The sequence below is a fragment of the Sphingomonas sp. AOB5 genome (assembly GCF_029433115.1).
Taxonomy (GTDB): domain Bacteria; phylum Pseudomonadota; class Alphaproteobacteria; order Sphingomonadales; family Sphingomonadaceae; genus Sphingomonas.
This window is the reverse complement of the sequence record NZ_JARNTV010000048.1, coordinates 1-25,510: the sequence shown is the minus strand read 5'-3', so window position 1 is coordinate 25,510 and position 25,510 is coordinate 1. Positions and strand designations below refer to the sequence as shown.

Here is a 25,510-nt window from a genome sequence, read left to right as displayed (position 1 = left end):
GCCGACGCGACGCCGCTGGCCCGGATGCGCGCAGGCGCCCGCGGCGCGCCGATCGAATATAACATCGACGTTATACCCGCCGCCGCGCGTGCGGCGCTGGTCAAGATGGGCGTGGCCGCGGTCGCGCATGTCGCCGCCGAGCCGGAAACCCGCGCCGAAGCGCAGTGGCGCTGGTTCGCGGGCCAGAGCGATTCGGTGAAGGCGGCGGCCGAGCATCGCATGATCGTGGTCGCGATGATCGAATCCTTCCGCGCCGCGGGCATGACACGCACGGCGGCGATCGCCAGCGCGGCCGCGCACCATGGCGACGGCGTCTCGACGATCGAGGAATGGCTGGAGCTGATCCGCGGCGTCGCGGACTGCGACCGGCTGGCGTTCATCGCCCCCCAGCGCGGCGGCGGTGCGCCCAAGGCCGATGTGGACCCCGAGATCTGGGAGCTGCTGAAGTCGGATTTTCTGCGGCCCGAGCAGCCGAGCTTTTCCAGCTGCTACAAGCGCGTCCGCGATCTCCACGCCAAGCCGCGCGGCCTGACGCTGCCGCACGAGCGCACGCTGTTCCGCAAGCTGGAGCGCGAAGTGCCGCGCCAGGTGATCGTATCGTGCCGCGAAGGTGCCGAGGCGCTTCGCCGCACCATCCCGGCGCAGAATCGTACGGTCGCCGGCCTCCACGCGATGGAGCTGGTGAATATCGACGGCCATGAATGGGACGTCTGGGTGATGTGGCCGGGGGACAAGGTTCCGGTCCGACCGGTGATGGTCGCGATCCAGGACGTGTACAGCCGGAAGTACCTCGCTTGGTCGGTCGGGAAGACCGAGAGCGTGATCGAGACGCGGCTGGCGTTCGCCCACCTGTTCGAGCGCTACGGCATCCCCAAGGCCTGTCTGATGGACAATGGCCGGGCCTTTGCCAGCAAGCAGATCTCGGGCGGCATGCCCACCCGGTTCCGGTTCAAGGTCCGCGAGGAGGAGCCGTTGGGCCTCCTCGCCTCGCTGAACATCGCGAACCATTGGGCAAAGCCGCGCCGCGGCCAGTCCAAGCCGATCGAGCGCGGCTTCGGCGAGTTCGCTCGCGTCGTTGCCAAGCACCCGGCCTTTGCCGGCGCATGGACGGGCAACCGCCCTGACGCGAAGCCGGAAAATTACCGCAGCAAGGCGGTGCCGATCGACAAGTTCATTGAGATCGTCGAGTCCGAGATCGCGCGCCACAATGCGCAGCCGGGCCGCCAGACCGAAATGGCGAAGGCGGACGGCCGCAGCCTGGATGAGGTGTTCGCCGAGAGCTATGCGACCGCGCCGATCGGCCGGGCCGATCCCGAGCTGCTGCGCCGCGCGCTGTTGGCGGTCGATAACCGCCCGACCGACCGCAACAACGGATCGATTACGCTGCACGGCAACCAGTATTGGACCGAGGCGCTGTCGGCGATCGCGGGCGACCGGGTGACCGTGCGGTTCGATCCCGACGATCTGCACGCGCCGATCCATGTCTATGACGCGAAGGGCGCGTTCCTGTGCACGGCGCCGGTCTGGTCGGCGGTGGGCTTCCTCGACGTGGCGGGCGCCAAGGCGCGCTCCCGGCAGGAGAAGGACGTCCGCAAGAAGACCAAAGCGCTGGTCGATGCGGAAAACCTGCTCGACGCAGCGCGCGTGGCCGATCGCTACACGCCGGTTTCGCCGGTCACCGCACCGGAACCCGGCGCGACCCGGCTGATCCATCCGCGCGGCACCACCGCCGCCGCGCTCAAACCGACCGCTCAGAGGGTTCCGAGAGCCGCCCAAGAGGCCGCTCAGCGGGAGGCGCTGCGCGATCAGCGCGCCGGGCTGAAGCTGCTCAACGGCGGCCGCAACTGATTTTCGAAGAAGGGCACCAAGATGAACAATCCCGAGGACATGCCGGTCGATATCGACGAAATGATCGCGTGGCTGCTCGCGCTGCGGCAGCGCACCGGCATGAGCTGGAGCGCGATCGAGAAGGATAGCGGCATCCCGGCAGCGACCCTGTCGGCGTTCTGCAACGGCACCTATCAGGGCCGCCTCGACAATATCTCCAGGCGGCTGTTCCAGTACCGGCAGAAGCGCTCCAGCCAGGACAATCGCGCGCGCGAAGTGATGGCGGCCGGCCCCTTTGTCGAGACGCCCACCGCACAGATCCTGCTGTTCCTGCTGGAGCAGGCGCACGCCGGTGGCATGACCGTCGCCGCCACCGGACCCGGCACCGGCAAGACGCGATCTGCCGAGCACTACCAGCAGAGCATGGGCGAGACGGTGTTCCTCGCCACGATGGAGAAATCCACGAAGACGGTCAGCGCGATGATCGCGGAAGTGATGCGCGCGATGCGCATCACCTCAAAGAGCGGCTGGACTCAGCAGCGATCGGCCCAGGTGATCGACCATGTGAAGGGGCGTCGCGCGCTGCTGATCGTGGACGAGGCGAACCATCTGGACCTCGATTCGATGGAGCAGCTGCGCAGCTGGTACGACAAGGCGGGCCTCGGCATCGCGCTGTGGGGCAATGAGGAGCTGAACATGCGGCTTCTCGGCCAGGCCGGGACGAACCGGCATGCCTATCGCCGCCTGAACGGGCGGATCGACAACCGCCTGATCCAGGACACGCCGACCGCCGAGGACGTCGCCGCATTCTGCGACGCGATCGACATGATCGAAGCGCCGATCCGCGACATGCTGACCGAAGTCGCGCTGTCGCCGATCAACGGTGGCTTTCACGAGGTCCGCAAGGTGCTGAACGCGGCGCGCCTGAACGCGCTCGGGCTGGAGCAGTCGCTGGGCGAAGACCATGTCGCCCGCGCGATCGCGAACCGCGTCATCCGCATCGAGCGGAGGGCCGCATGAGCGCCGACCAGAAGCATTGCGAGTGCGGCGAGCCGGCGATCGGGACCATCCGCCAGATCGGCTGCCCGGTGCGCGAGCCGATCTGTGGCGCGTGCATGGCACGGCTGACCGGCAAGCCCGTGCCCCAGATCGCCAAGCTGGACGCTGCGCTGCGCGGCAATCCCGTCCTCGGCATCGCCATGCTCGGCACGGCCGGCGCGATCGGCACGCTGCTGGGCGAGTGGTATCCCGCCATTTGGATCTTCGCGTCGTGAGGATCGGCCTCATCGTCTTCGACAGCCCGGTCAATTCGGCCGAGGTCGCCTCGCTCGCCGTCCTCCTGCGCGAGGCCGGCGTGTCCATCGAACAAATCGACACGATCGCTCGCGTTCGAAGCGCGGCGAAGGTCACCGATATCCTCGCTGCCGTCGCGGCCGAGACCGGCTTCCTGATTGGGGAACTGGTCGGCGAGCGCCGCCATAATGCGGTTTCGGTGGCGCGCTTCGCCGTCTCGTGGGTCGCGGCTCGCGCAGCGGGCGCGTCGACCACGACGATCGGCCAGGTGCTCGGCAATCGCGACCACACGACCATCATTCACCAACTGCGCCGGGCGACCGACCTGCGTCAGACCGATGCGGATTTCCGCGCCCTGACCGATCGCCTGCTCCAGCGCTTTACCGGGAGCATCCAATGAAAGCCGGTGCCCGTCTGTTCGGCGCGGGGCGCGCCCATAATCCGCTGACCTTCGGCCGCGAGGACGCTGAGTTTCCGCTGACGCCCTATCGGCGATCGCTGATCGCGAAGATCCATGTGGCGAAGAAGGAAATCGGCCTGATTGATTCCGATTATCGTCAGATCCTGATCAACGTCGCGAAGGTCTCCAGCTCGAATCTGGCCAGCAACGACAAGCTTGTCGCTGTGATCGAGCACTTCAAGTCTCGCGGATGGAAAGAGGCGGCCCCGAAGGGCAAGCGCGGCAAGGGCACGCCCGCCAGCTTCCCCGGCGCGCTCAAGGCGCGGGCGATGTGGATCTCGCTGCACCAGCTCGGCGTGATCGATGATTCCTCCGATGCGGCGCTGGATGCGTTCGCGTGCCGTCAGCTCGGCTGCACCCGCTTCCAGTGGGCGAAGCAGGCCGAGATCTACAAGCTGGTCGAGGCGCTGAAGGCGATGGCCGGCCGCGCAGGCTGGGATCAATCGACCAAGGGCCTCGATCCCGCGGCCGTGCCGATCGTGCTGCGTCGCCGCCTGGTCGATCGCCAGCTGGAGATCCTGATCGCGGCGGAATGGGCCGATGCCGATTGGGACGTGGCGCGCGCGGCGCGATCCTTTGGCGGCGTGGAGATCATGGGCGTCATCACCGCGACCAGCAGCGAGCTGGACCAGGTCGCGCAGGCGCTGGGCAAGGCGATCCGGGAAGCCAAGGCAGCGGGAGCGGTAAAATGAGCATGAATGGCCGGACCCATGCAGAGCTGCTGCCCGAAATCCGCGCGGAAAACGAGGCATGGAGGGCGCGGTATTTACCCCTCTTGCGGGAACGTACACGCCAAGCCGAGGCGCGCCGCGCCGCTGGTCGCGAAGCGCTGGCAAAGCTCGCTCCCGAGGAACGCGCGAAGATCGTGCTGGCGTACGGAGGCGAGCTGTGACCGATCCGCGCTTTCTGCGAACCGGCGATGTTCACTTCGCCATGGCCCATGCCGCCGAGGAAGCGGGCGAAATGCTGGCCGCGCTCGGAAAATCTCTGCGTTGGGGCCTCGAAAGCGTCAATCCTCTCCTTCCGCCTGCCGAGCAGGAAACCAACCGTGAGTGGCTCGAGCGTGAGATTGGCGACCTGCGCGGCGCACTTGACCGCCTTGATGCTGAACTCGCGGCCTACGGGCAGGAGACGCCGGCATGACCGCCGCTGTCACCCTGCTCGATGGCCGGGACGAGCTGCGGCTCACCGTCGTCCTCGGCCAGCGCCGCCCGATCTATCGCGCGGGCACCCATTGCCCGAGCTGCGACGGCGCGCACTGGTTGCTCGGCCGCGCATCGGCAGAGTGCGCCGCGTGCGGCGACGTGCTGCCGCTGGCCCCGGAGGCGCGGCGCCAGTGAACTTCGCACGGCCCAATACCGAGCGCCGTCAGCTCCTGGACGAGATCGCCCAGGTGATCGGCCAGGAAGCGGTGGATCTTCTGATCTCCCGGCTCGGCGGGTCGTGCACCTATATTCCGCGCAGCCTGGGCGTGCATTCGCCGATCGCCGTGATCATCGGCGCGAAGCGGGCCGCCAAGCTGGCCGAGTTCTTCCACGGCCGCGTGCTCGATCTGCCCAAGGCGCATCATCGCCGCCAGCGCGCGCTTGAGACGGCTCTGGACCTTCCGGATGGCATGACGCTGAAGGATGTGGCCCTGTCGTTCGACTATACCGAGCGCGGGCTTTACAAGATGCTTGAGAAGCACAAGAAGGAGCTGGCCGAAAATCGGCGGCAACATGAGTTGTTTGGCCTGAAATAGTTCAGGTTAGAGCGACCCCCGGACCCGGCCCATAGACCCGTCCATGGGCGGGACTTCAGACGAGATCGTTGTGACGGCTTTCGGGCCTCGGTACCGGCGCGCCTACAAGGTGCTGGCTCCGATCGAAGGCCTGTATTCGAACGACAAGGACGATCGCGGCGGGCCGACCAAATACGGTGCGTCGCTTCGCTTTCTCGTCGCCGAGGGCCAGATCGACCTGGACGAGGACGGCATCGCCGACTTCGATCTCGACATGGACGGGGATATCGACATTGACGATATCCGCGCGCTTCAGCCGATCGACGCCATGTACCTGTTCCAGCGCTGCTTCTGGAACCGGCTCGACTGCGACAATATCCCCGCGCCGCTGGGCGAGGCGATGTTCGATCAGGCGGTCAATGGCGGCCTGGTCGCCTCCGCAAAGCTGCTTCAGCGGGCGATCAACGCCAGCTTCAGCCGGGCGCGCAGCCAAGCCGCCACGCCCCCGGCGATCCTGCATGTCGACGGCGATATCGGCACCGCCACCCGCGGCGGTCTCGACTGGGTGCTGCAATATCCGGCACTCGGCATGCCCTTCCTGATCCAGAAGTATCGCGATGCCGCGGCCGACCGGTACCGCGCGATCGTCGCCGCCTTGCCTTCGCAGCGCAAATATCTCGACGGCTGGCTGCGCCGTGCCCGTGAACTGGGGAGAATCTGATGTGGCTGAAAGCTCTCAAGATCGGGCTTCCCGCCCTGATCGGCATGTTCCTGATCTGGGCGGTGGTCGACCGGTTCGACCAGGCCGGCAAGGTGCGCGAACTGACGCTCCAGCGCGATAACTGCATCGCCGTGGCCGAAGGCAAGCCGGGCGTCCCCGAAGTCTGCCCGGCCCAGATCGCCGTGCATATCCGGGCGAGCGCCCGCGCCGCGATCTGCGAACAGGCGCTGGCCGGGCGCGATCTCTATGCGATCCGCGCCGCCTGTTCCGAGCAGGTGAAGCGCGCCGTCGCAGAGCGCGATGCGGCGATCGCCGAGCGCGCCGACCTGCGCACCCAGCTCGCCCAGGCCGATGCCCGCACGGCCGATGCCGTCGCCCGCGCCGAGAAGCGCGCCACCACCACCGCCACCCGAAAGGCCGACAATGACCGCACGATTTCGACTGCTCCGCGCACTGCCGATGGCCTTGTCCGCTGCGATGCTGACTGCCTGCGGCGCCTCAGCGGTGAAGCCGGAAGCGACGCTTCCCGCCCCTGATCCGATCGTCGAGAGGGTCACGGTCCGTGAACCGTGGTGCCCGCCCGAGGTGATGGCGGATCTGCCCGCGCGTCCCGCGGTGCCAGCTGAAGCCGTGATCGAGGGCAATCCGGCTGGCCTGTCCTATGTCGGCGATCTCGCCGCCTGGGCCGAGCAGCTGCGCGCTCGCCTGATCGACGCGCGGGAGGTCTGCCCGCGGTGAGCGTGTTTGGAAGTCCCCCTGCTCCCGGCAGTTCGGTCGAGGTGCGCGTGGCGTGGCTTGAGAGCGCGCTTACGGCGCTTCTCGGCACGGTCACGACCAACGCGTCGGCCGCGGCCAGCGCGACCGCGCTCGTCTCGCAGCAGCGCGCGCAGGGCGATACTGTCAGCGCGAACTCGATCGCGGCGGAGATCAACGCGCGCGTCCTGGCGGTCGCCAATGTGCTGACCCAGCTCGGCGCCGAGGTGCAGGCTCGCGTCGCGGGCGACCAGATCAATTTCGACCAGGTCAACCTGCTCGCGCAGAAGCTCGCCCAGGCGCTCGGCGAATCCCTCGCCCTGGCCGGCTGGGTGCAGCTGGAAGCGATTTCGACCACGACAGTCACGCCGGGCAAGGCGGCCAAGGTCTATGGTCCCGATGCCGGCACCCATGTCGATCCCGTCCTGGGCGGTGCGCCGGTGCCCAATACCGGCGTCTATTCGGCGGTGCCCGGTGTCGGCTGGAAGCGGATCGCCAATCTGGAAATGGCCGATATCGCCGCGGCGATCGCGGCGGCCACCGCGTTGCTGGTCGAGGCCGAGGAGACGTTTACCGAGGGGCTGGCGGCAGCGCTGGTGGATCTCGGCGCCGCCAAGATCGGCGCGATCGAGCAAATCGCCGATGCCGAGGGCCTGGGCGAGATCTACCATATCCCCGACGTGATCCCGTCGACGGGCCGGGTCTGCGTCACGCTGACGGGTGTCAACAACACCGTGTTCGGCAGCTTCGGCGACTGTGCCAATGCCTCCCGGGTTTCTCGCCGAGCTGGGAACTTCGCCATCGTCATGGGTCGCGAGCAGACGCTGGAACAGTGGATCGGCTATCAGTTCACCTGGGGCGGCGTCCCGTTCCTCACCTCGCTCGCCGAGTATCGGCCGGGCAAGCTGATCCCGTACAGCAACGGCGCGTTCACCAAGGATCCCGGCGGCACCGCGATCGGCCTGCCATTCACGAATGTCGGCGACACGATCGTTGGCAATATCGGCGCGGTATCGACCGACGTGAACCGCATGGCGATGGTCATCTTCTACGCCGAAGACAGTTACGCGATGACCAGCGTGTCCGCGATCAACAATGTCACCGGTGCGCCGGTGATCCCCAACCTGATGCCCAATGCCACCCAGCTGGTTGCAGCTGGCGGGCTGGCTGCCGGCGACGTCGGCACCGGCGCTGGCCAGATCGACCCGCTTGCCTATGTCCAGGGCACCAACATCAACGACATCAACGTCGCCAACCGGACCCGCTATGTCGAACAGCCGATCTACTATGCCGACGATGGCGTAGGCCGATCGCTGACGATCAGGATCAAGGTGTGGCCGATCAAGGGCAAGTCGCCCGGTGCTGCCACGCCGAGCCGCACCTATTTCGGCGGCATCGTCTATGGCACGCCGACCATGCTGCACACCGATCCCGGGTGCAGCCTGTTCCGCTCCAGGTTCATTTCTGCCGAGAATGGCGGATCGACCAGCGAGATATTCACCGCGGATGCGCGCGTCGCCGCGGGCTTCAGCCGCGCGATGACGCATCGGGCGCGGGCGGGCAACGTGGCGACCCTGACGATCGGCGCCCATCCGCTCGTCATCGGAAACCCGGTCGCCGTCACCGGCGCCGGGGGTACCGGCTATAACACCACCAATGTGAAGCTGACGGGCGTTGCCGGTACGACGATCAGCTTTCCCTCGGTCGGCCCCAACGAGGGCACGACGGCCGATGCGGGCGGCACGGTGAAGTCGGCGATCGAGCTGCTCGGCGCCGGCCACACCGGCGAGAGCGTCGATGCCGGGACGCTGAAGCTGCTGATCGATGGCGTGGAGAAGACGCCGCGCAACGTCGTCACGCATCGCGAGCGCAGCGGCAACGTCGCCAAGATCTACGTCCCCGCGGGCCATACCCATTTCGTCAACGAACCGGTCACCCTGACCGGCTCGGCCGGCGCCGCCTACAACGCGGAAGGCAAGGTGCTGAGCGAGGTCGGGACGGACTATGTCCGCTTCCCTTCGGTCGGCAGCGACGAAGCGAAGACAGCCGACGCCACCGGAATCATCCATTCCGAGCATGTCTTGCTCGGCGGTACTTCCCAGCTTCGGTATAACAGCACCTTCACCCATCCGATCGATGGCGTTTTCGGCACCAGTCAGGTTCGCATCACGCTCGACCGGCATAAGCTCACCCATTGGTGCCGGTTCACCTCCACAGTCGCGCTGGAGACCGGGCGGCAGTTCTACGTCAACCTGGCGACCGTCACGCAGGGCGATCGCACCATCCTTGGGCCGCGCTATCCCGGCGACAAGCGCTGGCGCCAGATCAATTCTATGGTGAGCCGGGTCTTCAACCTCGGCAACAACAGCGAGAACTGGTTCGGGCAGGAGTTCGAAGGCGTCATCGTCTGGGGTGCCGAGACCGGCCACCTGACAGTGATCCTGGTCGACAGCCCCTATCTTTGGAATGGCGGACTGGTCAGCAAGGGCGGCACCAGCGTCATGCTGGTGCAGGACCGCCTCGGCGGTACCACCGCAAAATGGTATATCCGCCTCAATGATATCCAGGGCGCGGGGATGCCGGCGGGCACCGTGCTCGAATGCAGTTACACGCGCTACGACGCGATCCTGCCGCCGAACTTCGCATCGGCGATGCTGTGGGCATGATGGCGCCCGGCGAACTCCTTCGCAGCCAGCTGGCCGTGCCGCTGGTCGCCGCGCTCAGCTCGGCGGGCGGCAACATCGTGCTGCCGGTGCCCGAGTTGCTGATCGTGGGCGGCGTGACCGTGCCGATCGTCTCGGCGATCGCCGGCATGCTCGGCGTGCTGCTGGGCGAGCTGATGGCAGCGCCGCCCGCCGCTCCGCTGACCGCGCGCCGCCGCTGGGCCGTGCGGATCTCGCTGCACCTCCTGATCGTGGGCATCGTCGTGCTGACCGGCCAGCAGCTGCTGGTCGCGCTCGGCTGGGGCATCGGCCTGGGCTTCTCCGGCCTGGCCGTGGCCGAGACGCTGGGCAGCCAGGCGATGGCTGGAATCAAGATGATCACCGACGCGCTGCTGACGCGCATCGCCGGCAGCGCCGGTGGGAAGGATAAGACCGATGATAGTTGACTGGATCTCGCTCCTGGTCGGGCTGTGCATCATAGCGGCCGTGCTGTGGGTCTATTGGAACGGCCGCCGTGACGCCGGCGTCGCCGACGCACCCAATCGCCAGATCCGCAAGCTGTTTGCTGAGGTGAAAGCCATCCAGAAGACGCTGGAGAGCACTGCTACGGCGGACGACCTGAATCTCATTCGCAGCGAAATGAAGCGGGTGGAGGGCGCTGCCGCGAGTAGTGGCGAAGTGCTCGCGCTGGAAGGCAAGATCAACGTGCTTCGTGCCGAGATGCAGGGTGCGAAGGAACTGGCTGGCAGAACCCATGATGCCGTCGACCGGATCGAGCGCCATCTGATCAGGAAGGCGATGGACCAGTGAGCTATCTCGACGAACTCAACGCCGAGCGTCGCCTGGTCATCCTTCAGCTGATGATCGCCGAGGGCGGCAAGTCGAACGACGGCTCGCTGCTCACCGCCCTGCGCGAAATGGGCTTGGGCAAGGCGCTCGACCAGCAGGCGTGCCGCCAGCTGCTGCGCGAGCTGGCCGAGCGCGACTGCGCCACCACCACGATGTTCCGCGACACGGTGATGGTCGCCACGGTGACCGAGCGCGGCCGCATGGCCGTGGCCGGCGACGTGTCGATCGACGGGATCAAAAGCCCGCACCGGGGGCTGTAGTGCGCAAGCCGCGGCGGCACACGCCTTCCACCATCGACCGGCTAGATCCCGAGATCCGCGACCTGATCGGCAAGCTGCGCATCGATCGCGGCTTCACGATCGACGAGATCCGCGCCGCGCTGGAGAAGGTCCTCGCAGCCGAGCACCTGCCGTCGCGATCGGCGCTGGGCCGCCACGTCAAGTCGATCGAGGAGGTCGGCGCGCAGCTGCGTCAGGCGCGCGAGGTGGCCGAGGCGCTGATCGCGCAGGTCGGCGAAGGCGGCGAGGATCGCCTGCTCGAACTCAATATCGAGCTGCTGTCCACCAGCGTGCTACGCCTGCTGACCGCGACCAACGATGAAGGCGATGGCCAGCCCGTCACGCTCGATCCCATGCAGTCGATGCTGGTCAGCAAGACGATCCAGCAGCTGGTCTCGGCCCGCAAGGCGAATGCCGAGCTGGTCGTGAAGACACGCGAGGCTGCGATCAAGGCGGCCGCGGGGAAGGCACGCGACGCGGCGAAGACCAGAGGTCTGGGCAAGGACACCGCCGACTGGATCTACCGGGAAGTCCTGGGCGTCGAAGTATGAGCCGGCGTGAGCTGAGCCGCGAGGAGCGCGCCGCCGATCGGGAGGCCAGCGAGAGCGTTCTGGCATCGGTCGGCCGCGCGGCCGTGTTCCTGCTCTATCAGGCGATGGTCACCGCTCGCGCGGTGGCGGGCGTCTCGCTGCTCGTCATCGAGAAGTCCCGACGCATCGGCCTGACATGGGCGATCGCCGCGTTCGCCGTGCTCACGGCCAGCAAGTCCGCCCGCGATGGCGGCGATAACTGCTGGTACATGGGTTATGACATGGAGATGGCGCGCGAGTTCATCGAAGCGTGCGCCATGTGGGCGCGTGTCTTCGGGATCGCAGCCAACGAGGTCGACGAGGAGCTGCTCGAAGGTGACGGCGAGAAGCCAGTCATGGCCTTCCGCATCCGCTTCTCGGCGGGCCTCAAGATTGTTGCCCTTCCCAGTGTGCCGCGGGCGATCCGCGGCAAGCAGGGCAAGGTCCTGATCGACGAAGCGGCGTTCCACAAGAATATCGGCGAAACGCTGAAGGCGGCGCTGGCGCTGCTGATGTGGGGTGGCCAGGTGATCGTCTGGTCGACGCACGATGGCGTCGACAACCCGTTCAACACGCTGATCGATGATATTCGTGCCGGACGCCGCAAGGGCGAGGTGCTGCGGATCGATTTCAAAACGGCGATCGCGCAGGGCCTGTACGAGCGGATCGCGCTCGTCGCTCAAGCCAAGGGGCGATCGATCCTGCCCAAGGACGAATGGATCGCCGATATCTACGCCACATATGGCGACGCGGCCCGCGAGGAGCTGGACTGCATCCCCAGTGCCGGCAGCGGATCGCTGATCAAGCCCGAGGATCTGGCGGCGGCCGAGCATGCGGATGCCGGCAAGCCCGAGCTTTATATGGGCGGCACCTATGGGATGGGCAGCGACGTTGCCCGCCGTCGCGATGGCCAGATCCAGCTGGGCGGCGAGCTGATCAGCAACGTCATCTGGATTCGCGACGAGTATAACGAGATCGGCCAGACCTTCGCGCACCAGGATGCGTGGTTCGATGCGCGCATGCGCGATCGCCGGGTGCTCAAGGCACTGATCGACCAGACCGGCATGGGCGAGAAGGTGGTCGAGGACCGCCAGACCAAATGGGGCAGCTTCCGTGTCGAGGGCATGCTGCTGACCGGACCGAACCGGCTGGATCTGGCGCTCGGCCTCGCGACCGCATTCCAGATGGGCCTTCTACGCATTCCCGCCAACCGTCCGGATATTCGTGCCGATGTGCGGGCGATCAAGCGGATCGGCAGCGAGGAAAGCGGATCGATCCGTATCGTCAACGATGGCGAGGTCCACGCCGACTGGTTCTGGGCGGCCGCGCTGCTGGTGCGCGCGCTGAGCTTCCCCGAGCAGCTGATCGCCTATCGCTCCGTCGCGAAGATCGGCTTCGGCGACGATGGCCGCGGCGAACGCGACGATGACAATTTCTCCCGCCGCCACGGCGGCCGCCAGCGGAGCGGCGGCCGGTTCGGGCGCGGCGGCACCTGGTAGGAGTTCCCATGTCCGACAGCCGCGCCCTCGTGCCCTATGCGGCCCCGCCGCCGCCCGCCCTGGTCGATCGCAACGGCATCCCGTTGCGATCGGGGCGCGACGTGCTCACGCGCGAGATCTCGGCGCCCACCGTTACCGGCATCCGCTCGATCGTGTCGGGCCATCCGGCGCAGGGCCTCGATCCGGCGCGCCTCGGCTCGATCCTGCGCGCGGCCGAGAACGGCGATGCCACCGCCTATCTGGAGCTGGCCGAGGAGATCGAGGAGAAATACCCGCACTATCTCTCCGTCCTCGGCACGCGGAAGCGCGCGGTCGCGCAGCTGCCGATCAACGTCGAGGCGGCCGGCGACAGCCCCGAGGAGGAGGAGGACGCCCAGCTGGTCCGCGACTGGCTGAAGCGGCTCACGCTCCAGGGCGAGCTGTTCGACATGCTCGACGCGATCGGCAAGGGCTACAGCGTCACCGAGATCATCTGGAACCTGGACGAAACGCCTTGGCTGCCCGAGCGGCTGGAATGGGTCGATCCGCGCTTCTTCGAGTTCGACCAGGTCACCGGCAAGCAGCTGCTGCTCAAGGGCGGTATCGATGGCGATAGCGGGCTGGCCCAGCCGCTGCCGCCCGCCAAGTTCATCACCCATTTCGCCCAATCTAAATCGGGCCTGCCGATCCGGGGCGGCCTCGCCCGCACGGTGGCCTGGTTCTACCTGTTCGCAAACTTCGCGCTGAAGGACTGGATCACCTTCCTTGAGGTGTACGGCCTGCCGCTGCGTGTCGGCAAATATGCCAACGGGACCAGCGAAGCCGATATCCGCAAGCTGGCCCAGGCGGTGGCCCAGATCGGATCGGACGCCGGCTGCGTCATTCCCCAGTCGATGATGCTGGAGTTCATCACGTCGGGGGGCGCTACGGCCAACCCGGAGATGTTCCACACGCTTCTGACCTACGTCGATGATCTGACGTCGAAGGCGACGATCGGCCAGACCAGCTCTGCCGATGCGAAGCCGAGCGGCATTGGCTCGGGCATGGCGAACCAGCACGAGAATGTCCGCGGCGATATTCGCGATGCAGATGCTATGGGCCTTTCGGTGACGCTGACGCGCGACGTGGCGAAGCCGATCGTCATGTTCAATCGCGGCCAGCGGAAGCGGTACCCGATCGTGAGGGTCGGCGAGCCGGACGCGATCGACATGGATCGTGGGCTGAAGGCGATCGACGCTGCGGTAAAGCATAAGGTTGCGGTAGGCGTGAACCACTTCCGCAAGGTGACCGGGCTGCCGGCGCCTGAACCGGGCGAGGAGCTGTTGGCGGCACCGGCGACGGAGAAGCCCGAGAATGGCGATCCGGGCGTAATCGCCCCGAACGGACCCGAAGATCCTGAATCGCGCCAGAAACCCCTCTTAAACCCTCTTAAGACGCCATCGAAAGTCGATGACGACGACGCGGATGCGGTTGCAGCGGCGGCCGCGGCGGAAATGGTGCGCGAACCCGATGCGCTCGACCGGCTGGTCGACGACGCGATCGGCCAGCTCGGCGGACTGGACGATGCGCTGCTCGGCGGGTTCGAGGAAATGATCGCTTCGGCCGCGTCGCTGGAGGAAGTGCGCGAGCTGATCGCGGTGCGCGCGGGCGAGATCATCGACCGGATGGACGATAGCACGCTGGTCACCGCACTGGCGCGATCGAGCTTCGCCACGCGGGTGGCCGGGCTGATCGAGAAGCCGGGCGCGTGAGCGAACCGAGGACGCTCGCGGAGGCGATCGAGCGGTTGCAGGTTATCCCGATCCCCGCGGCCGCCGAGGGCGTGCTGCGCTTCGACGACGGCCGTCGCGTGCCGGCAGTGCTGATGAACACGCCATGGCTTGTCGCGATGGCGCGCGATCGGGGGCTGATGTGAGGTCGCCGCCGAGGCCGCAGCCACCCAAGTCGGTACGGCCGGAGACGCTGGCGGCCGCGCAGGCTATGGGACGCACTCGCCCACGATCCACCGCACCATCGGGCGCGTCGGCCGAGGAACAGCTGGCGATCGCGAAGATCCTCTTGCGCCGGTTGTGGCGCACGCTGGAGCACCGATTTCCGGGAGCGGCGGCCGAGTATTGGGACAGTTTCGACTGCGACGCGCATGCGCTTGTCGATCGCGCCTTTGAGGCAGCGGCTCGGTTGTGGGAGCGCGACCGGATATATGTCGAGCCGTGCCGCCGCATCCTGGACGAACACCGCGCCGGTAGATTTCGGTACCTCGCGACGTGGGGCAACGGCGAAACGCGGGTGCTGACGGAGATCGAATTGGTCCAGCTTGCCGGATTGCCGATCGAGGACGACGAGCGCACCACGCCTGACGACGAGATCCCGTTCTGATGGCCGGTCCCGAGGATCTGCCGCCCGCGGGCGTGCCGCCGCATGAGGCGATCGCGTTCTTCAAGTCGAAGGGCTTCCGCATCGGCTTCGCCTGGGAGGACGTGTTCCAGGGTGAGCATGTCCGCGCCTTCACCGTGGCGAAGGCCATGAAGCAATCGGTGCTGGAGGCGATCCGGGCCGAGGTCGATCGCGCGATCAGCGACGGCACCACGTTCGACGATTTCCGCAAGACGCTGCGGCCCAAGCTGGAGGCGCTAGGCTGGTGGGGCCGGAAGCAGATGATCGATCCGGCGACGGGCCAATCGAAAAAGGTACAGCTGGGCAGCAACCGGCGTCTTAAGACCATCTTCGACACCAATTTGCGCACCTCTTATGCGGCCGGACGATGGGAACGTGCCCAGCGGGTGAAGTCGGCCTTCCCGTTCATGGAATACCGGTCGATGGAGGACGACAAGGTGCGGCCGGAGCATAATGCCTGGGACGGCACGATCCTGCCGATCGATGATCCGTGGTGGGATACGCATTACCCGCCCTGCGACTGGGCATGCCGGTGCACCGCGATCCCGCGCAGCCAGCGCATGCTCGATCGCCAGAAGAAGAAGTTAACCGAAAAGCCGCCGCGCTTCCCCGATGTGACATGGGTCAACACGCGGACCGGCGAGACCGGCGTCAGCGAACGGGGCATCGGCAAGGGCTGGGCCTATAATGTCGGCAAGGAGCATCTGCGCGGCCTGGCGCCGAAGCCGCTGCCGGAAAGTTTCGGCAGGGATGAGGGCGAGGTTTCCGCGTCGGCCCAGTTCCGCAATGTCCAGCTCGCCCTGGTCGATCGCTTCCTGAAGCGGTTCGGGATCGATCCCGGCCGCTATGCGATCTGGATGGATCGGGACGGCTGGCCGCTGCCGATCGGCCGCAGCTGGTTCATCGCCGAGAATGGCGCGGTGCGGATGCCGGGCGGCAGCTCGGCCGGCGTGGTGCTCGATCGCATCGCCGCGGCGATCGTCACGCCCGATTCGATCCGCTGGATCTGGGTCCGTGCCGAGAATGGCGAGCTGGTGCTGATGCGCCGCTATGCGCGGATCTCGGCCGGGCTGGCGACGATCGTCGATATCGGCCGGATCGGCTGGCGCTGGCGGATCGCGCGGGCGGCCGACGTCGAGCAGCTCGTCGCCGCGGCATATAATCCGCACCAGAAGCGCGATCGAGCAGGCCGGTTCGCGCGGATGCATGGGCCGGAGTTCCTCGCCGCCGTAGCCGATCCGTCGCTGCCGCATGTGCGGCCGCTGTCGATCGGCGTGGCCACCGAGGCGACGTTCGGCAAATTGCGCGACATGGGCATCGCGCCGCGGGGCGAACACATCGTGCTCGAGCGCAGCCATGCGCGCCATATCCTCAAGCGGCACGGTCCCGACGCGTGGCAGCAGCCGGGGCATCGGCCGGTGACCCTTCGTAATATCCTGGGCGCGCATCGCGTCGTGAACCAGGCGGACCGGCTGGTGCGGGTCGAGGATTCGCGCGACGGCAATCCCGGCGTGCGCGCAATCAAACGCACCGGCCGCACCGAGACGCATGTGATCTTCACCGTGCGCCGCCGCGGCCTGGTCGTGGAGACGATGTACCGGCGCGAGATCGGCCCGGCCGGCGAGCGGGTGAAGAAGCGCAGCGGGGGGAAGAAGTCGCCCGCCTGATGACTAGCCCCAGGCACACGTCCGAAACGCGAGCGACGGGCAGCGATATAGACTCGATCGGCGTTTCGATCAATGAATGGCGGCAGCCCTGATTTGACCTGAATTAGTTCAGGTTAGAGCGCGCATTCAGGCAACGCATAAGCCCGTTCATGGGCGGGGTTCCGGATCAGTTCGAGCTTGTAGCGGCCGGCGCGTCGAGTGCCGCCGACCGGCTGGTCGACGCGGTCGCGGCCAGCGCCGAGATCTCGCTGGTCGATGGCAAGGCGCCGACGCGCTTCATGCTGATTCCGCTGGGCGCGATCACGCTGCGCGACGGGCGCGGTCCCTATCGCATCCGCGACAAGGCGCACGCCGCCGAGATCGTCGCGGCCACCGCCAACTTCTACGGCTCGGCCGACATGCCTGGCGACTATGATCACCAGACGCTCGCCGCCGATCCGATTCATGGAAAGGGCGGCCGGGCGCCTGCCTCGGCCTGGGTCAAGCCCGCGAACCTGACCGTCGAGGACGACGGGATCTACGCCAACGATGTGCGCTGGACCCCTGCGGCCGCGGCCGCGATCGAGGGGCTGGAGTATCGTTACATCTCGCCGCTGTTCAGCGCGCGGAAGCCTGCCCAGGGCGGTGACGTCGTCCGCCTGCGTAACTTCGCCCTGGTTGGGACCGGGGCCATCCGAGATTTGCCGGAGCTGATTGCTGCCGGCGTCACTGAGGAAGACCAAATGGATCTGACTGAAATTGCGGCGGCGGCCGGCCTTGGTGCCGACGCCGACGTTCCCGCGATCGTGGCTGCGATCGCGAAGCTGAAGGCTAGCGCGTCGATCGTGACGATCGCCGCGGCGGCCGGCTTGGCCGCGACCGCCACGGTCGAGGAAGTCGCCGCGGCCGTTACCACGCTGAAGGCCGGCGCGGCGCCGGATCTGTCGGGCTATGTCCCGGCGTCGGTCGTCGAGCCGATGCGCGACCAGCTCAAAAAGCTCAATGGCGAGCGTCTGGACAACATCGTCGACGATCTTGTCGCTGCCGGCGTCGTTATCCCGGCGAAGCGCCAGAGCACGCGCGACTGGTACGAGGAGAACGAGGTCGCGGCGACCGCCTTCTTCAAGGATATGCCGCCGATCATCGCGCCCGGCGCGCAGCTCGAAGGGCACCGTCCCGGTGAGAAGATCACCGTCCTTTCGACCGATCAGGTAGCCGCGGCTGCCGCTGCCGGCATGTCGAACGACGAGTATCTCGTCGCACTCAACGAGGAGAACGAGTAATGGCCCTCGCTTCGGGCAAGATGACGGTGCGCGGCGGCGAAGGCGGCATGCTGCACCTGGGCGTGACGACTGCCGTCGCGCTGATCCAGGGCGGGTTCGCCATGGCTGCCAGCGGCTATGTCCGCCCCGCGCGCATCGGCCAGGGCGGCAGCGATTTCGCCAAGGTCGGCGACGTTGCCAATTGCCGCGTCTTCGGCGTGGCGATCGACGGCGCGATCGGCGGGGTGACCGATGGTCTCGTCACGACCAATGTTCAGTCCGGCTTCTGGCTGGCGAAGAACAGCGCCGGTGTCGACGCGCTGAGCGTCGCCGATATCGGGCGCTACTGCTTCATCATCGACGACGAGACGGTGGCGAAGCACTCGCTCGCCGGCATGCGTCCGCGTGCGGGCATCGTGTGGATGGTCAGCTCTGAAGGCGTGATGGTGCGCATGGGGCCGGAGATCGCGGCGCTGCCCGATCGCGTCTTCCATCTGCCCTATGACATTCCGGCGACCGAGCTGGCGGCCGGGACGCCGATCGACCTGATCTGCCCGATCTCCGGCTTCATCGCGCGCAACACCACGATCGTGCAGACCGCGATCGTCACGGGCGGCGATGTGACGGTGAAGAACGACACGACCGATGTGGTCGGCCTCACCAACTCCATCGCCGACGCGGCTGCCAAGGGCAGCATCGTCACCGACACGCCGACGCTGGGCGACGCGACCACCGCAGTGGTCGCCGGCCAGCGCATTCAGATCGTTCCCGCGGCTGCCTTCAACGGCGGCGGCGCGGTGCGCGGTCTCCTCGAAATTCGATACTAAGGGAGCAATCCGTTGCAGATCACCGCACCCGCACTTCAGGCGCTTCGCACCGCCTACAACTCGATGTTCAAGCGGGGCCAGTCCACCGCCAAGCCGAAGCTCCTGCTGCTGGCGACCCGCGTCACCTCGTCGACGAAGACCGAGACATACGGGTTCCTCGGTGCCATGCCGATCTTCCGCAAGTGGCTCGGCGAAAAGCGCTGGAAGGCGCTCGCCGAGCGCGCCTACCAGCTGATCAACGACGCCTATGAGGCGACGACCGGCATCCACAAGCACCAGCTGGCCGACGACAATCTGGGCATCTTCCCGGCCATCTTCGAAGGATGGGGCCAGGAAGCGACGCTGTGGCCGGACCGCGTCCTGACGATCGCGCTTCAGCAGGGCCACCTGACCGCCTGCTTCGACAATCAGAACTTCTTCGATGCGGCGCACCCGACCTATGACGCCGCGGGTTCGACCTATTCGAACACCAACACCGCGGGCCAGGTGGAGCCGTGGTTCCTGGTCGACCTGTCGAAGCCGCTCAAGCCGCTGATCTGGCAGGAACGCGAGGCGCCGCACTTCTGGATGATCACCGATCCCCAGGACAGCAAGGTCGCCGACACCGGTATGTTCGGCTGCTACGCCGAAGCACGCGGCGCGGCCGGCTATACCATGCCGTTCCTCGCCTATCGCTCGACCGCCACGCCGAACGCCGCCAATTTCGTCGCCGCGCGCGATGCGATGGCAGCGTACAAGGACGAGAATGGCGATCCGCGCGGCATTACCGCCACGCACATCGTCTACGGCGTTTCGACCCGCGCCGCGATCGAGGATCTGATCAAGAAGCAGAACCTGGCCGGTGGCGAGAGCAACGTGCACTGGAACTCGGTCGAGTGCGTCTTCGCCGAGCGGCTGGCATGAGCCGCGGCGAGATCCGCATCGTCAGCCAGCGGTCGCCCTATCTCCGGGCGGGCCTGGGCTGGCCGACGCGCGAACCGGTGGTCGTCGATATCCGCGAGCTGGACGGCGCGCGGCTGCTGGAGCTGGTGCGCGATCCGGTGCTGACCGTGACCGCGGGTGCCGAAGACGGCAGCTTCCATCCGTTCCCGCAGCTGGCCGACAATGTCGATGCCGCGGCGTGCCAGCTGATGATCAATGCATTCGTCGCCGAATTCGGCCCGCTGCCCGATAGCGCGCCGCCGATCGCCAGCGAGCCGACGCCGGCCGAACCCGATCCCGACGTCGCGGTCGTCATGGGGCGGCTGAAGGAACTCGGCTTCGACACGGTCGGCCAGGCGCTGGATCAGCTCCAGTCGTTCGCCGGTCAGGTGCGCGAGCAGGCGTCGACCATTTCGACCCAGGGCGCGCGCCTGGACATGGTCGCCGCCGCGGCATCCGAGCGCGGCCACCCGTCGATCGAGAACCTGTTCGAGGTCTACGACCGCATCCGCGAGGCGCTGGGCAAGATCATCGCCCTCGGCAACCAGGCGGGTTCGGATGGCGTGTCGCTGGATGACGTGACGGTTGTCGGTTGGGTTGTCGATCGTATGGCCCAGCTCGCCGGTTCTAACGCATTGATGACCGCCAATCGGGTGCGGATCACGGCGCTCGAAGCCGAGATCGAGAAGCTGAAGACGGCGAAGGCGGCCCCCAAGCCGAAGGCCGCGCCCAAGAACTGAGCTTCCGGCCGGGAGCGCGGGCGGTGTCACGAGCCGTCCGATCGGGCCTGGCCAACCCGGCGATCCGATGCAGTCACGGGGGTGTCTGCGACGGAGCGCCATCCCCCCGGCGCCGAAGGTGCCCCGACTGCGCCGGGGGCTTCATTCACGAGGATCGATCGCCACCATGTACGCCACCGCCGACGATATGCGCGCAGAATATGGGGAGCAGGCACTCGTCCAGCTCGCCAACGCGCCGTCGTGGGATGCGACGGTGATCGCGAAAGTCGAGCTTAAACTGGCGACGGCGGCCGCGGAGATCGATGGCTATGTCGCCAAAGTTCATGCCCAGGCAATGGGCATCGCAGTGCCGCCGCTGCTCCGCGCGATCAACCTGACGCTGGCCTTTGCCGCGATGCACAGCACCCGCACCGAAGACGTCAAGGATCGCGAAGCCGAGGTCCGGCGCCAGCTGCGCGAGATCCGCGACGGCATCCTGAAGCTGGACGAAGGCCGCGGCGATCTGCCCGCGCGCGATGGCGCGGTGATCGTGCCGTCGCGCGATCGCGTCTTCAGCCGCGACACGCTGGGTTCGTTCTGATGGCGGGCGCGGACTACACGATCGCGTTCAAGGGCGAGCAGGAGGTCGAGCGCCAGCTGACCGGCATCATCGGCCGGCTGGAGAACCCCGAACCGCTGCTCGATATCCTCGGCCAGGTCATCGAGAGCGATATCGACGACAATTTCGACGGCGAGCATACGCCGGCAGGCATCCCCTGGCTGCCGGTGTTCCGGCCCGAGGGCGACAATCGCAAGATCCTGCACGGCAAGCCGCCTCGGCTGCGCCCGTCGATGAACCGCGAGGTCGGCCGCAGCTATGTCCGGGTCGGCACGAACGTGATCTACGCGCGGCGCCAGAACGACGGCTTCACCGGGACTGAGCAGGTCTCTGCGCATCGCCGCATCATGAGCGTCGTGTTCGGCGTGCGGCTTCAGTCGCCGATGGAAGTGATGGTCCGCGCCCATTCGCGCCAGGCGAACACGCCTGCTCGCGAGTTCCTCGGCGTCTCGCCCGGCGCGCAGGAGGACATGATCGGCATGGCCGGCGACTATGTGGCGGGGGAGGCAGCATGACCGCGCTGCTCACCTGCTATATCGGTGGTGTCGTTGCCAGCCTAGCATTCGGCGTCGAGGATGCGCGCTTGCAGCGGCGTCCAATGGAGCGGGACGACTGGATCGCCGCGCTTGGCTGGCCGCTGCAAGCGCTGGGCATGCTTTTCGAGGACATCGGCTGGTGACCGGCTTCGAGATCCTCGGGCAGATCGTTGCCGGATGGCTGTTCGCCGATTTCGTCGGCGGGCTGGGCCATTGGTGGGAGGATCGCGCCGCCGAGGCGCGCTGGCCGATCGTCGGCCGGTGGATCGTCGCGCCGAACCGGCTGCATCACACCGATCCGGTGGCGTTCACGCGCGCCGGCTTCCTCACCCGCAACTCGACCACCTGGGCAGCGGTCGTGCCGATCTCGGCGCTCGTCTTCCTGCTGACCGGCCCGTCGCCCTTCTGGGTCGCGGCGACGATCGGCGGGCTGATGATGAATCAAGTTCATTTCTGGGCGCACCGGCCGCCGCTGGGGTTGCCGTACATCGTGCGCACGCTCCAGACCGCCGGGCTATTCCAGTCGGGCGGCCACCATCACGGCCACCACAGCATCCCGAGCCGCCGCTATTGCGTGCTGACCAACCTGCTGAACCCATTCCTCGATCGCTACGGCTTCTGGACCGTGCTCGAGCGCGGCCTCTCCGCGATGGGCATGCCGGTGAACGGGGGCACGCGATGATCGCGGCGATCGAGCAGGCGATGCTGGCGCGGCTGCGCGCGGTGGAAGGGAGCCTCGGCTTCAGCTGGAAGACGCTGACCACCTTCCCCAATCCGTGGGAGGCGGATCTCTACTCCGACGCACTCGTCCAGTGCCCGGCCGCCTGGGTCACCTTCTCGGGCTGGAACGGCGCCGTGCAGGCCTACAATGCGGAGACCGGCGAAGACGAGCTGCACGTCACCGGATCGTTCGGCCTGATGATCGCCGACGAGAACCGGCGACCGGGCGAGCAGTATCAGCGCCATGGCGGCCCCAATCCCGCAACCGAACCGGGCAGCTATCGTCTGTTGCTGGGCGCGGTCGCCGCGCTGGAGGGGCAGTCGCTGAACCTCGGCCTGGTCAAGCCGCTCTCGTGCGGCCCGGCCCGCGCGGTGGCGCCGCTGGTCGGCGACACCAAGCGGCCCATGTCGCGCTATGCGGTCGAGCTGACCTGCACCTTCCCGATCGCCGTCACCGGCGACGGCGAGACCGATCCCGACGCTCTGCTGCGGCTGCATGCCAACTGGGACCTGGCGCCGTTCGGCGATCCGGTCCCGGTCGATCGCGACCCGCTCGAACCCGGGACGCAGTTGCCCGACGACGATCACGCCGACGCGACAAGCGTCGTTTCCCTGGGAGTTGAAGAATGACCGACCGCCGCTTCATCAAGCCGGCCGAGGGGCGCGATGTCCGCGATCCCGCGGCCGGCAATGCCCTGGTGCCGCCGCATGGCAAGGGCGTGCCCTGGGACAGCTTCTGGCAGCGCCGCCTGGACGATGGCGACATCGAGATGACCAGCGAGGCCGCCGTGCTGAAGGGCGAACGTGCCGCCGATGGCGATGCCGGCGTCGAAAGTGACGCGGCCGACACCGCGAGCAAGGGGAGCAAGGCCAAGTGACCATCGCATTCGACAGCATCACGCCTCGCCGTGTGCCGGGAAGTCGCGCTGAGTTCTCTGCGCGTCGCGCAATCAGCGGTCTGCCCCCGGCGCTCAACAAGCTTCTGGTCGTTGGCTATCGCCGCGCGGCTGGCACCGTCGCCGCATTACAGCGGCGGCGTATGGTGACCGCTGACCAGGCCGCAGAATATTTCGGCCGCGGCTCCCAGCTGCACGGCATGGTGGCCTCGGCGCTTCTGGCGAACTCATCGATCGAGATCTGGGCGATGTCGATCGATGAGAATGCGGGCGGCACCGCGGCTGTCTGGACGATCACGCTGACCGGGCCTTCGTCCGCCGCGGGCGAGCTGTCCTACATGATCGGCGGTGTGAAGGTCCCTGTCGTGGTCGCGAGTGGCGATAGTGCGACCGCCATGGCAACCGCGACCGCGGCAGCGATCAATGCCAGCCTCGATCTTCCGGTTACCGCGACCAGTGCCGCGGGCGTCGTCACCGTCACGTTCCGCCATAAGGGTACTGCCGGCAACGAGCTGGATCTGCGCCAGAACCATTTCGAGAACCAGGCGCTTCCCGGTGGCGTCACCAGCGTCATTGCGTCGAGCGTGGTCGGTGCGACCAATCCGGATCTCTCGGCGGTGTGGGCGGCCCTGGGCACCGAATGGTATCCGTACATCGCGCTTGGGCTGAATGATGCCGCCAATCTGACGACGGCGGATACCGAGCTTGACAGCCGCTGGGGCGCGGCGCGGCAGATCCCGGGCCGCGCGTTTATCGGCGTCACCGGGACCTTGAGCACCTGCGTTTCCTTCGGCCAGACGCGCAATGGCATCCATACGACGGGCATCGGTGTAAAGAAAATGCCGTCACCGCCCTGGAAGCTGGCCGCCGCCGTTGCGGCCGTCGCAGGGAACGCCCTCGCGATCGATCCCGCGCGACAACAGACCGGGCTGAAGCTGACCGGCATCGTCGCGCCGATCGCAACCGACCGGTTCATCGACGCAGAGCGCGAGCAGCTTCTCAATGCCGGTATTTCTACCGTGACTTTCACGTCCTCCGGCGACGTCGAGATCGAACGACTGATCAGCTTCCGTCAGGTCAACAGTTTCTCGGCGCCGGATCGCAACTGGCTGGATATCACCCGCACCTCGACCCTCGGATACTTGAGCTACAGCTGGCGAGAAATGATGGCGCGCAAGTTTCCGCGCTCCAAGAACACCGCCGGGACGCGCGATAGCGGTCGCTTCGAGACCATCGCGCTCGCGCGCGACTGGGAGGAGGCCGAGCTGATCGAGAATATCGACACGTTCATCGCCGGCTTCGTGATCGAGCAGGACGCTACCGACCCGACCCAATGCAATCTGCTGCTCACGCCTGATCTCGTCGATCCGCTCTTCAATTGGGCGGCGCGCTTCGAGTTCATCGGCTGAGCGGCGCTTTAGAGGCATCTTAGAGGAAGTTCAGAATGGCCAATCCCAACCAGCACACCGGCCGCGCGACGGTAAAAGCCGATGGTCGGACGATTCATGCGGGCAACGTGAAGCTCGATCCGGGCGGCCCGGTTCGCGAGCCGGTCGGCGGCGACTATAGCGCCGGTGGCTTCAAGTACGGCGAGCCGAAGCCCGCAAAGGTCGAGCTGGATGCGCAGTCGAAGGGTTCGTTCAGTCCGACGGCGATCGCCGCGATGGACGATGTGACGCTCAGCGTCGAGTTCGATACCGGCCAGGCCTTTGTCATCCGCCATGCCTGGACCGAAGGCGCGCCGACCGTCGACACCAGCAGCGGCAAGGCGCCGGTCGTGTTCTACGGCCCACCGGCCGAGGAGGTGCGCTGATGTCCGAGGAGAAGAAGGTCGAGCGGCCGGCTTATCTGACGCCCGACAACCGTTGCCCCCTACTGCTGCCGATCGAGGTGATCGAGGGCCAGCAGTCGCGCACCGTGTCCGAGCTTCAGCTCAAGCGGCTGACCGGCGCGGACATGCTCATCCTGGACCAACCGGCCACTTACTATGAGCGGCTGCTTCGCCTGATCGAGGCGCAGACCGGGCTGCTCCGCGTCTCGACGCTGAAACTGGATGCAGTGGACCTGGACCGCATCGATGCGGTGTTCGGTTTTTTCATGGCGCCTGGTTCAGCGACTGGCGGGACCGCTTAGGCGATCTCGTTCTGGGCTTCGGCTTCCCGCCCTCCGAGGCGTGGGCGCTGGACGATCAGATGCTGGAGTTCTGGCTGAGCCAGGCTGAGCGAATTGCCAAAGAGGGGCGGACGTGAGGCTATCGCTTCTACTCGATATCCGCGAGCGCGGCGCGCGGGCGCTCGATGCGACGCGGCGCACGGTGCAGGGCATCGGCCGCGCCGCGATCACGGCCGGCCGCGAGGTC

35 protein-coding genes are annotated in these 25,510 nt (G+C 67.0%); all 35 read left to right on the top strand.

Translation table 11 applies throughout. The features are described from left to right. Positions 1 to 1,848 (top strand): transposase domain-containing protein (locus P1X14_RS16700; protein ID WP_277316541.1); only part of this gene is annotated, 1,848 nt, incomplete at its 5' end. 21 nt (positions 1,849 to 1,869) lie between these two features. Next, positions 1,870 to 2,847 carry an AAA family ATPase gene (locus tag P1X14_RS16695; protein WP_277316540.1) on the top strand — a complete coding sequence of 326 codons (978 nt, stop codon included), beginning with the start codon at positions 1,870 to 1,872 and terminating at the stop codon, positions 2,845 to 2,847. Further along, the gene (locus P1X14_RS16690; RefSeq protein ID WP_277316539.1) at positions 2,844 to 3,101 is read left to right on the top strand and encodes a hypothetical protein; all 258 of its coding nucleotides are present in this window, start codon (positions 2,844 to 2,846) and stop codon (positions 3,099 to 3,101) included. Before P1X14_RS16695 ends, P1X14_RS16690 begins: the two co-directional genes overlap by 4 nt. After that, positions 3,098 to 3,520 (top strand): helix-turn-helix domain-containing protein, encoded by a 423-nt coding sequence (locus P1X14_RS16685; protein ID WP_277316538.1) that lies wholly within the window; start codon positions 3,098 to 3,100, stop codon positions 3,518 to 3,520. Before P1X14_RS16690 ends, P1X14_RS16685 begins: the two co-directional genes overlap by 4 nt. Then, complete coding sequence (locus tag P1X14_RS16680) at positions 3,517 to 4,272, top strand: regulatory protein GemA (RefSeq protein WP_277316537.1); 756 nt, start codon at positions 3,517 to 3,519, stop codon at positions 4,270 to 4,272. The genes P1X14_RS16685 and P1X14_RS16680 overlap by 4 nt, the downstream gene beginning before the upstream one ends. Beyond that, a complete protein-coding gene (locus P1X14_RS16675; protein ID WP_277316536.1) occupies positions 4,269 to 4,472 on the top strand; it encodes a hypothetical protein in 204 nt (67 codons plus the stop codon). The genes P1X14_RS16680 and P1X14_RS16675 overlap by 4 nt, the downstream gene beginning before the upstream one ends. Further along, positions 4,469 to 4,723 (top strand): hypothetical protein, encoded by a 255-nt coding sequence (locus tag P1X14_RS16670; protein WP_277316535.1) that lies wholly within the window; start codon positions 4,469 to 4,471, stop codon positions 4,721 to 4,723. The genes P1X14_RS16675 and P1X14_RS16670 overlap by 4 nt, the downstream gene beginning before the upstream one ends. Next, positions 4,720 to 4,920 (top strand): hypothetical protein, encoded by a 201-nt coding sequence (locus P1X14_RS16665; protein WP_277316534.1) that lies wholly within the window; start codon positions 4,720 to 4,722, stop codon positions 4,918 to 4,920. The genes P1X14_RS16670 and P1X14_RS16665 overlap by 4 nt, the downstream gene beginning before the upstream one ends. Then, on the top strand, positions 4,917 to 5,321 hold the full coding sequence (locus P1X14_RS16660) for a hypothetical protein (RefSeq protein ID WP_277316533.1): 405 nt from the start codon (positions 4,917 to 4,919) through the stop codon (positions 5,319 to 5,321). The genes P1X14_RS16665 and P1X14_RS16660 overlap by 4 nt, the downstream gene beginning before the upstream one ends. 43 nt (positions 5,322 to 5,364) lie before the next feature. Beyond that, a complete protein-coding gene (locus P1X14_RS16655) occupies positions 5,365 to 6,021 on the top strand; it encodes a glycosyl hydrolase 108 family protein (RefSeq protein ID WP_277316532.1) in 657 nt (218 codons plus the stop codon). After that, positions 6,021 to 6,557, top strand: coding sequence for a hypothetical protein (locus P1X14_RS16650; protein ID WP_277316531.1), 537 nt, complete (start codon positions 6,021 to 6,023; stop codon positions 6,555 to 6,557). Before P1X14_RS16655 ends, P1X14_RS16650 begins: the two co-directional genes overlap by 1 nt. 52 nt (positions 6,558 to 6,609) lie before the next feature. Then, positions 6,610 to 6,759 carry a hypothetical protein gene (locus P1X14_RS16645; RefSeq protein WP_277316530.1) on the top strand — a complete coding sequence of 50 codons (150 nt, stop codon included), beginning with the start codon at positions 6,610 to 6,612 and terminating at the stop codon, positions 6,757 to 6,759. After that, positions 6,756 to 9,440: a hypothetical protein gene (locus P1X14_RS16640; protein ID WP_277316529.1), complete on the top strand. Its 2,685-nt coding sequence runs from the start codon at positions 6,756 to 6,758 to the stop codon at positions 9,438 to 9,440. Before P1X14_RS16645 ends, P1X14_RS16640 begins: the two co-directional genes overlap by 4 nt. Then, positions 9,437 to 9,883 carry a hypothetical protein gene (locus P1X14_RS16635; RefSeq protein WP_277316528.1) on the top strand — a complete coding sequence of 149 codons (447 nt, stop codon included), beginning with the start codon at positions 9,437 to 9,439 and terminating at the stop codon, positions 9,881 to 9,883. Before P1X14_RS16640 ends, P1X14_RS16635 begins: the two co-directional genes overlap by 4 nt. Then, a complete protein-coding gene (locus tag P1X14_RS16630; RefSeq protein WP_277316527.1) occupies positions 9,873 to 10,247 on the top strand; it encodes a hypothetical protein in 375 nt (124 codons plus the stop codon). The genes P1X14_RS16635 and P1X14_RS16630 overlap by 11 nt, the downstream gene beginning before the upstream one ends. Further along, positions 10,244 to 10,546, top strand: a complete 303-nt coding sequence (locus P1X14_RS16625) for a hypothetical protein (RefSeq protein WP_277316526.1) — start codon at positions 10,244 to 10,246, stop codon at positions 10,544 to 10,546. Before P1X14_RS16630 ends, P1X14_RS16625 begins: the two co-directional genes overlap by 4 nt. After that, positions 10,546 to 11,115, top strand: a complete 570-nt coding sequence (locus P1X14_RS16620) for a phage protein Gp27 family protein (RefSeq protein ID WP_277316525.1) — start codon at positions 10,546 to 10,548, stop codon at positions 11,113 to 11,115. Before P1X14_RS16625 ends, P1X14_RS16620 begins: the two co-directional genes overlap by 1 nt. Next, positions 11,112 to 12,632 carry a terminase family protein gene (locus P1X14_RS16615; RefSeq protein WP_277316524.1) on the top strand — a complete coding sequence of 507 codons (1,521 nt, stop codon included), beginning with the start codon at positions 11,112 to 11,114 and terminating at the stop codon, positions 12,630 to 12,632. The genes P1X14_RS16620 and P1X14_RS16615 overlap by 4 nt, the downstream gene beginning before the upstream one ends. Before the next feature lie 8 nt (positions 12,633 to 12,640). After that, entirely contained in the window at positions 12,641 to 14,362 is a 1,722-nt protein-coding gene (locus tag P1X14_RS16610; RefSeq protein ID WP_277316523.1) for a DUF935 domain-containing protein, read from the top strand. Next, on the top strand, positions 14,359 to 14,526 hold the full coding sequence (locus tag P1X14_RS16605; protein WP_277316522.1) for a hypothetical protein: 168 nt from the start codon (positions 14,359 to 14,361) through the stop codon (positions 14,524 to 14,526). The genes P1X14_RS16610 and P1X14_RS16605 overlap by 4 nt, the downstream gene beginning before the upstream one ends. 65 nt (positions 14,527 to 14,591) lie before the next feature. Further along, complete coding sequence (locus tag P1X14_RS16600) at positions 14,592 to 14,987, top strand: hypothetical protein (RefSeq protein WP_277316521.1); 396 nt, start codon at positions 14,592 to 14,594, stop codon at positions 14,985 to 14,987. Beyond that, complete coding sequence (locus tag P1X14_RS16595; RefSeq protein WP_277316520.1) at positions 14,987 to 16,672, top strand: phage minor head protein; 1,686 nt, start codon at positions 14,987 to 14,989, stop codon at positions 16,670 to 16,672. Before P1X14_RS16600 ends, P1X14_RS16595 begins: the two co-directional genes overlap by 1 nt. 149 nt (positions 16,673 to 16,821) lie before the next feature. After that, positions 16,822 to 17,934: a phage protease gene (locus P1X14_RS16590; protein ID WP_277316519.1), complete on the top strand. Its 1,113-nt coding sequence runs from the start codon at positions 16,822 to 16,824 to the stop codon at positions 17,932 to 17,934. Next, on the top strand, positions 17,934 to 18,740 hold the full coding sequence (locus P1X14_RS16585) for a hypothetical protein (RefSeq protein WP_277316518.1): 807 nt from the start codon (positions 17,934 to 17,936) through the stop codon (positions 18,738 to 18,740). The genes P1X14_RS16590 and P1X14_RS16585 overlap by 1 nt, the downstream gene beginning before the upstream one ends. Positions 18,741 to 18,752: 12 nt before the next feature. Beyond that, positions 18,753 to 19,643, top strand: coding sequence for a Mu-like prophage major head subunit gpT family protein (locus tag P1X14_RS16580; protein WP_277316517.1), 891 nt, complete (start codon positions 18,753 to 18,755; stop codon positions 19,641 to 19,643). Beyond that, a complete protein-coding gene (locus P1X14_RS16575; protein WP_277316516.1) occupies positions 19,640 to 20,401 on the top strand; it encodes a hypothetical protein in 762 nt (253 codons plus the stop codon). The genes P1X14_RS16580 and P1X14_RS16575 overlap by 4 nt, the downstream gene beginning before the upstream one ends. 166 nt (positions 20,402 to 20,567) lie before the next feature. Further along, positions 20,568 to 20,981: a phage protein Gp36 family protein gene (locus tag P1X14_RS16570; RefSeq protein WP_277316515.1), complete on the top strand. Its 414-nt coding sequence runs from the start codon at positions 20,568 to 20,570 to the stop codon at positions 20,979 to 20,981. After that, entirely contained in the window at positions 20,981 to 21,514 is a 534-nt protein-coding gene (locus P1X14_RS16565; RefSeq protein ID WP_277316514.1) for a phage virion morphogenesis protein, read from the top strand. Before P1X14_RS16570 ends, P1X14_RS16565 begins: the two co-directional genes overlap by 1 nt. Beyond that, positions 21,511 to 21,678, top strand: a complete 168-nt coding sequence (locus tag P1X14_RS16560; RefSeq protein ID WP_277316513.1) for a hypothetical protein — start codon at positions 21,511 to 21,513, stop codon at positions 21,676 to 21,678. The genes P1X14_RS16565 and P1X14_RS16560 overlap by 4 nt, the downstream gene beginning before the upstream one ends. Continuing rightward, positions 21,675 to 22,217, top strand: coding sequence for a fatty acid desaturase CarF family protein (locus P1X14_RS16555; protein WP_277316512.1), 543 nt, complete (start codon positions 21,675 to 21,677; stop codon positions 22,215 to 22,217). Before P1X14_RS16560 ends, P1X14_RS16555 begins: the two co-directional genes overlap by 4 nt. After that, entirely contained in the window at positions 22,214 to 22,885 is a 672-nt protein-coding gene (locus P1X14_RS16550) for a phage protein Gp37 (RefSeq protein WP_277316511.1), read from the top strand. The genes P1X14_RS16555 and P1X14_RS16550 overlap by 4 nt, the downstream gene beginning before the upstream one ends. Further along, a complete protein-coding gene (locus P1X14_RS16545; protein ID WP_277316510.1) occupies positions 22,882 to 23,133 on the top strand; it encodes a DUF2635 domain-containing protein in 252 nt (83 codons plus the stop codon). Before P1X14_RS16550 ends, P1X14_RS16545 begins: the two co-directional genes overlap by 4 nt. After that, positions 23,130 to 24,560, top strand: a complete 1,431-nt coding sequence (locus tag P1X14_RS16540; protein ID WP_277316508.1) for a phage tail sheath subtilisin-like domain-containing protein — start codon at positions 23,130 to 23,132, stop codon at positions 24,558 to 24,560. Before P1X14_RS16545 ends, P1X14_RS16540 begins: the two co-directional genes overlap by 4 nt. A gap of 35 nt (positions 24,561 to 24,595) precedes the next feature. Then, positions 24,596 to 24,964, top strand: a complete 369-nt coding sequence (locus P1X14_RS16535) for a phage tail tube protein (protein ID WP_277316507.1) — start codon at positions 24,596 to 24,598, stop codon at positions 24,962 to 24,964. Beyond that, a complete protein-coding gene (locus tag P1X14_RS16530; protein ID WP_277316506.1) occupies positions 24,964 to 25,284 on the top strand; it encodes a phage tail assembly protein in 321 nt (106 codons plus the stop codon). Before P1X14_RS16535 ends, P1X14_RS16530 begins: the two co-directional genes overlap by 1 nt. Positions 25,285 to 25,510 lie beyond the last annotated feature (226 nt).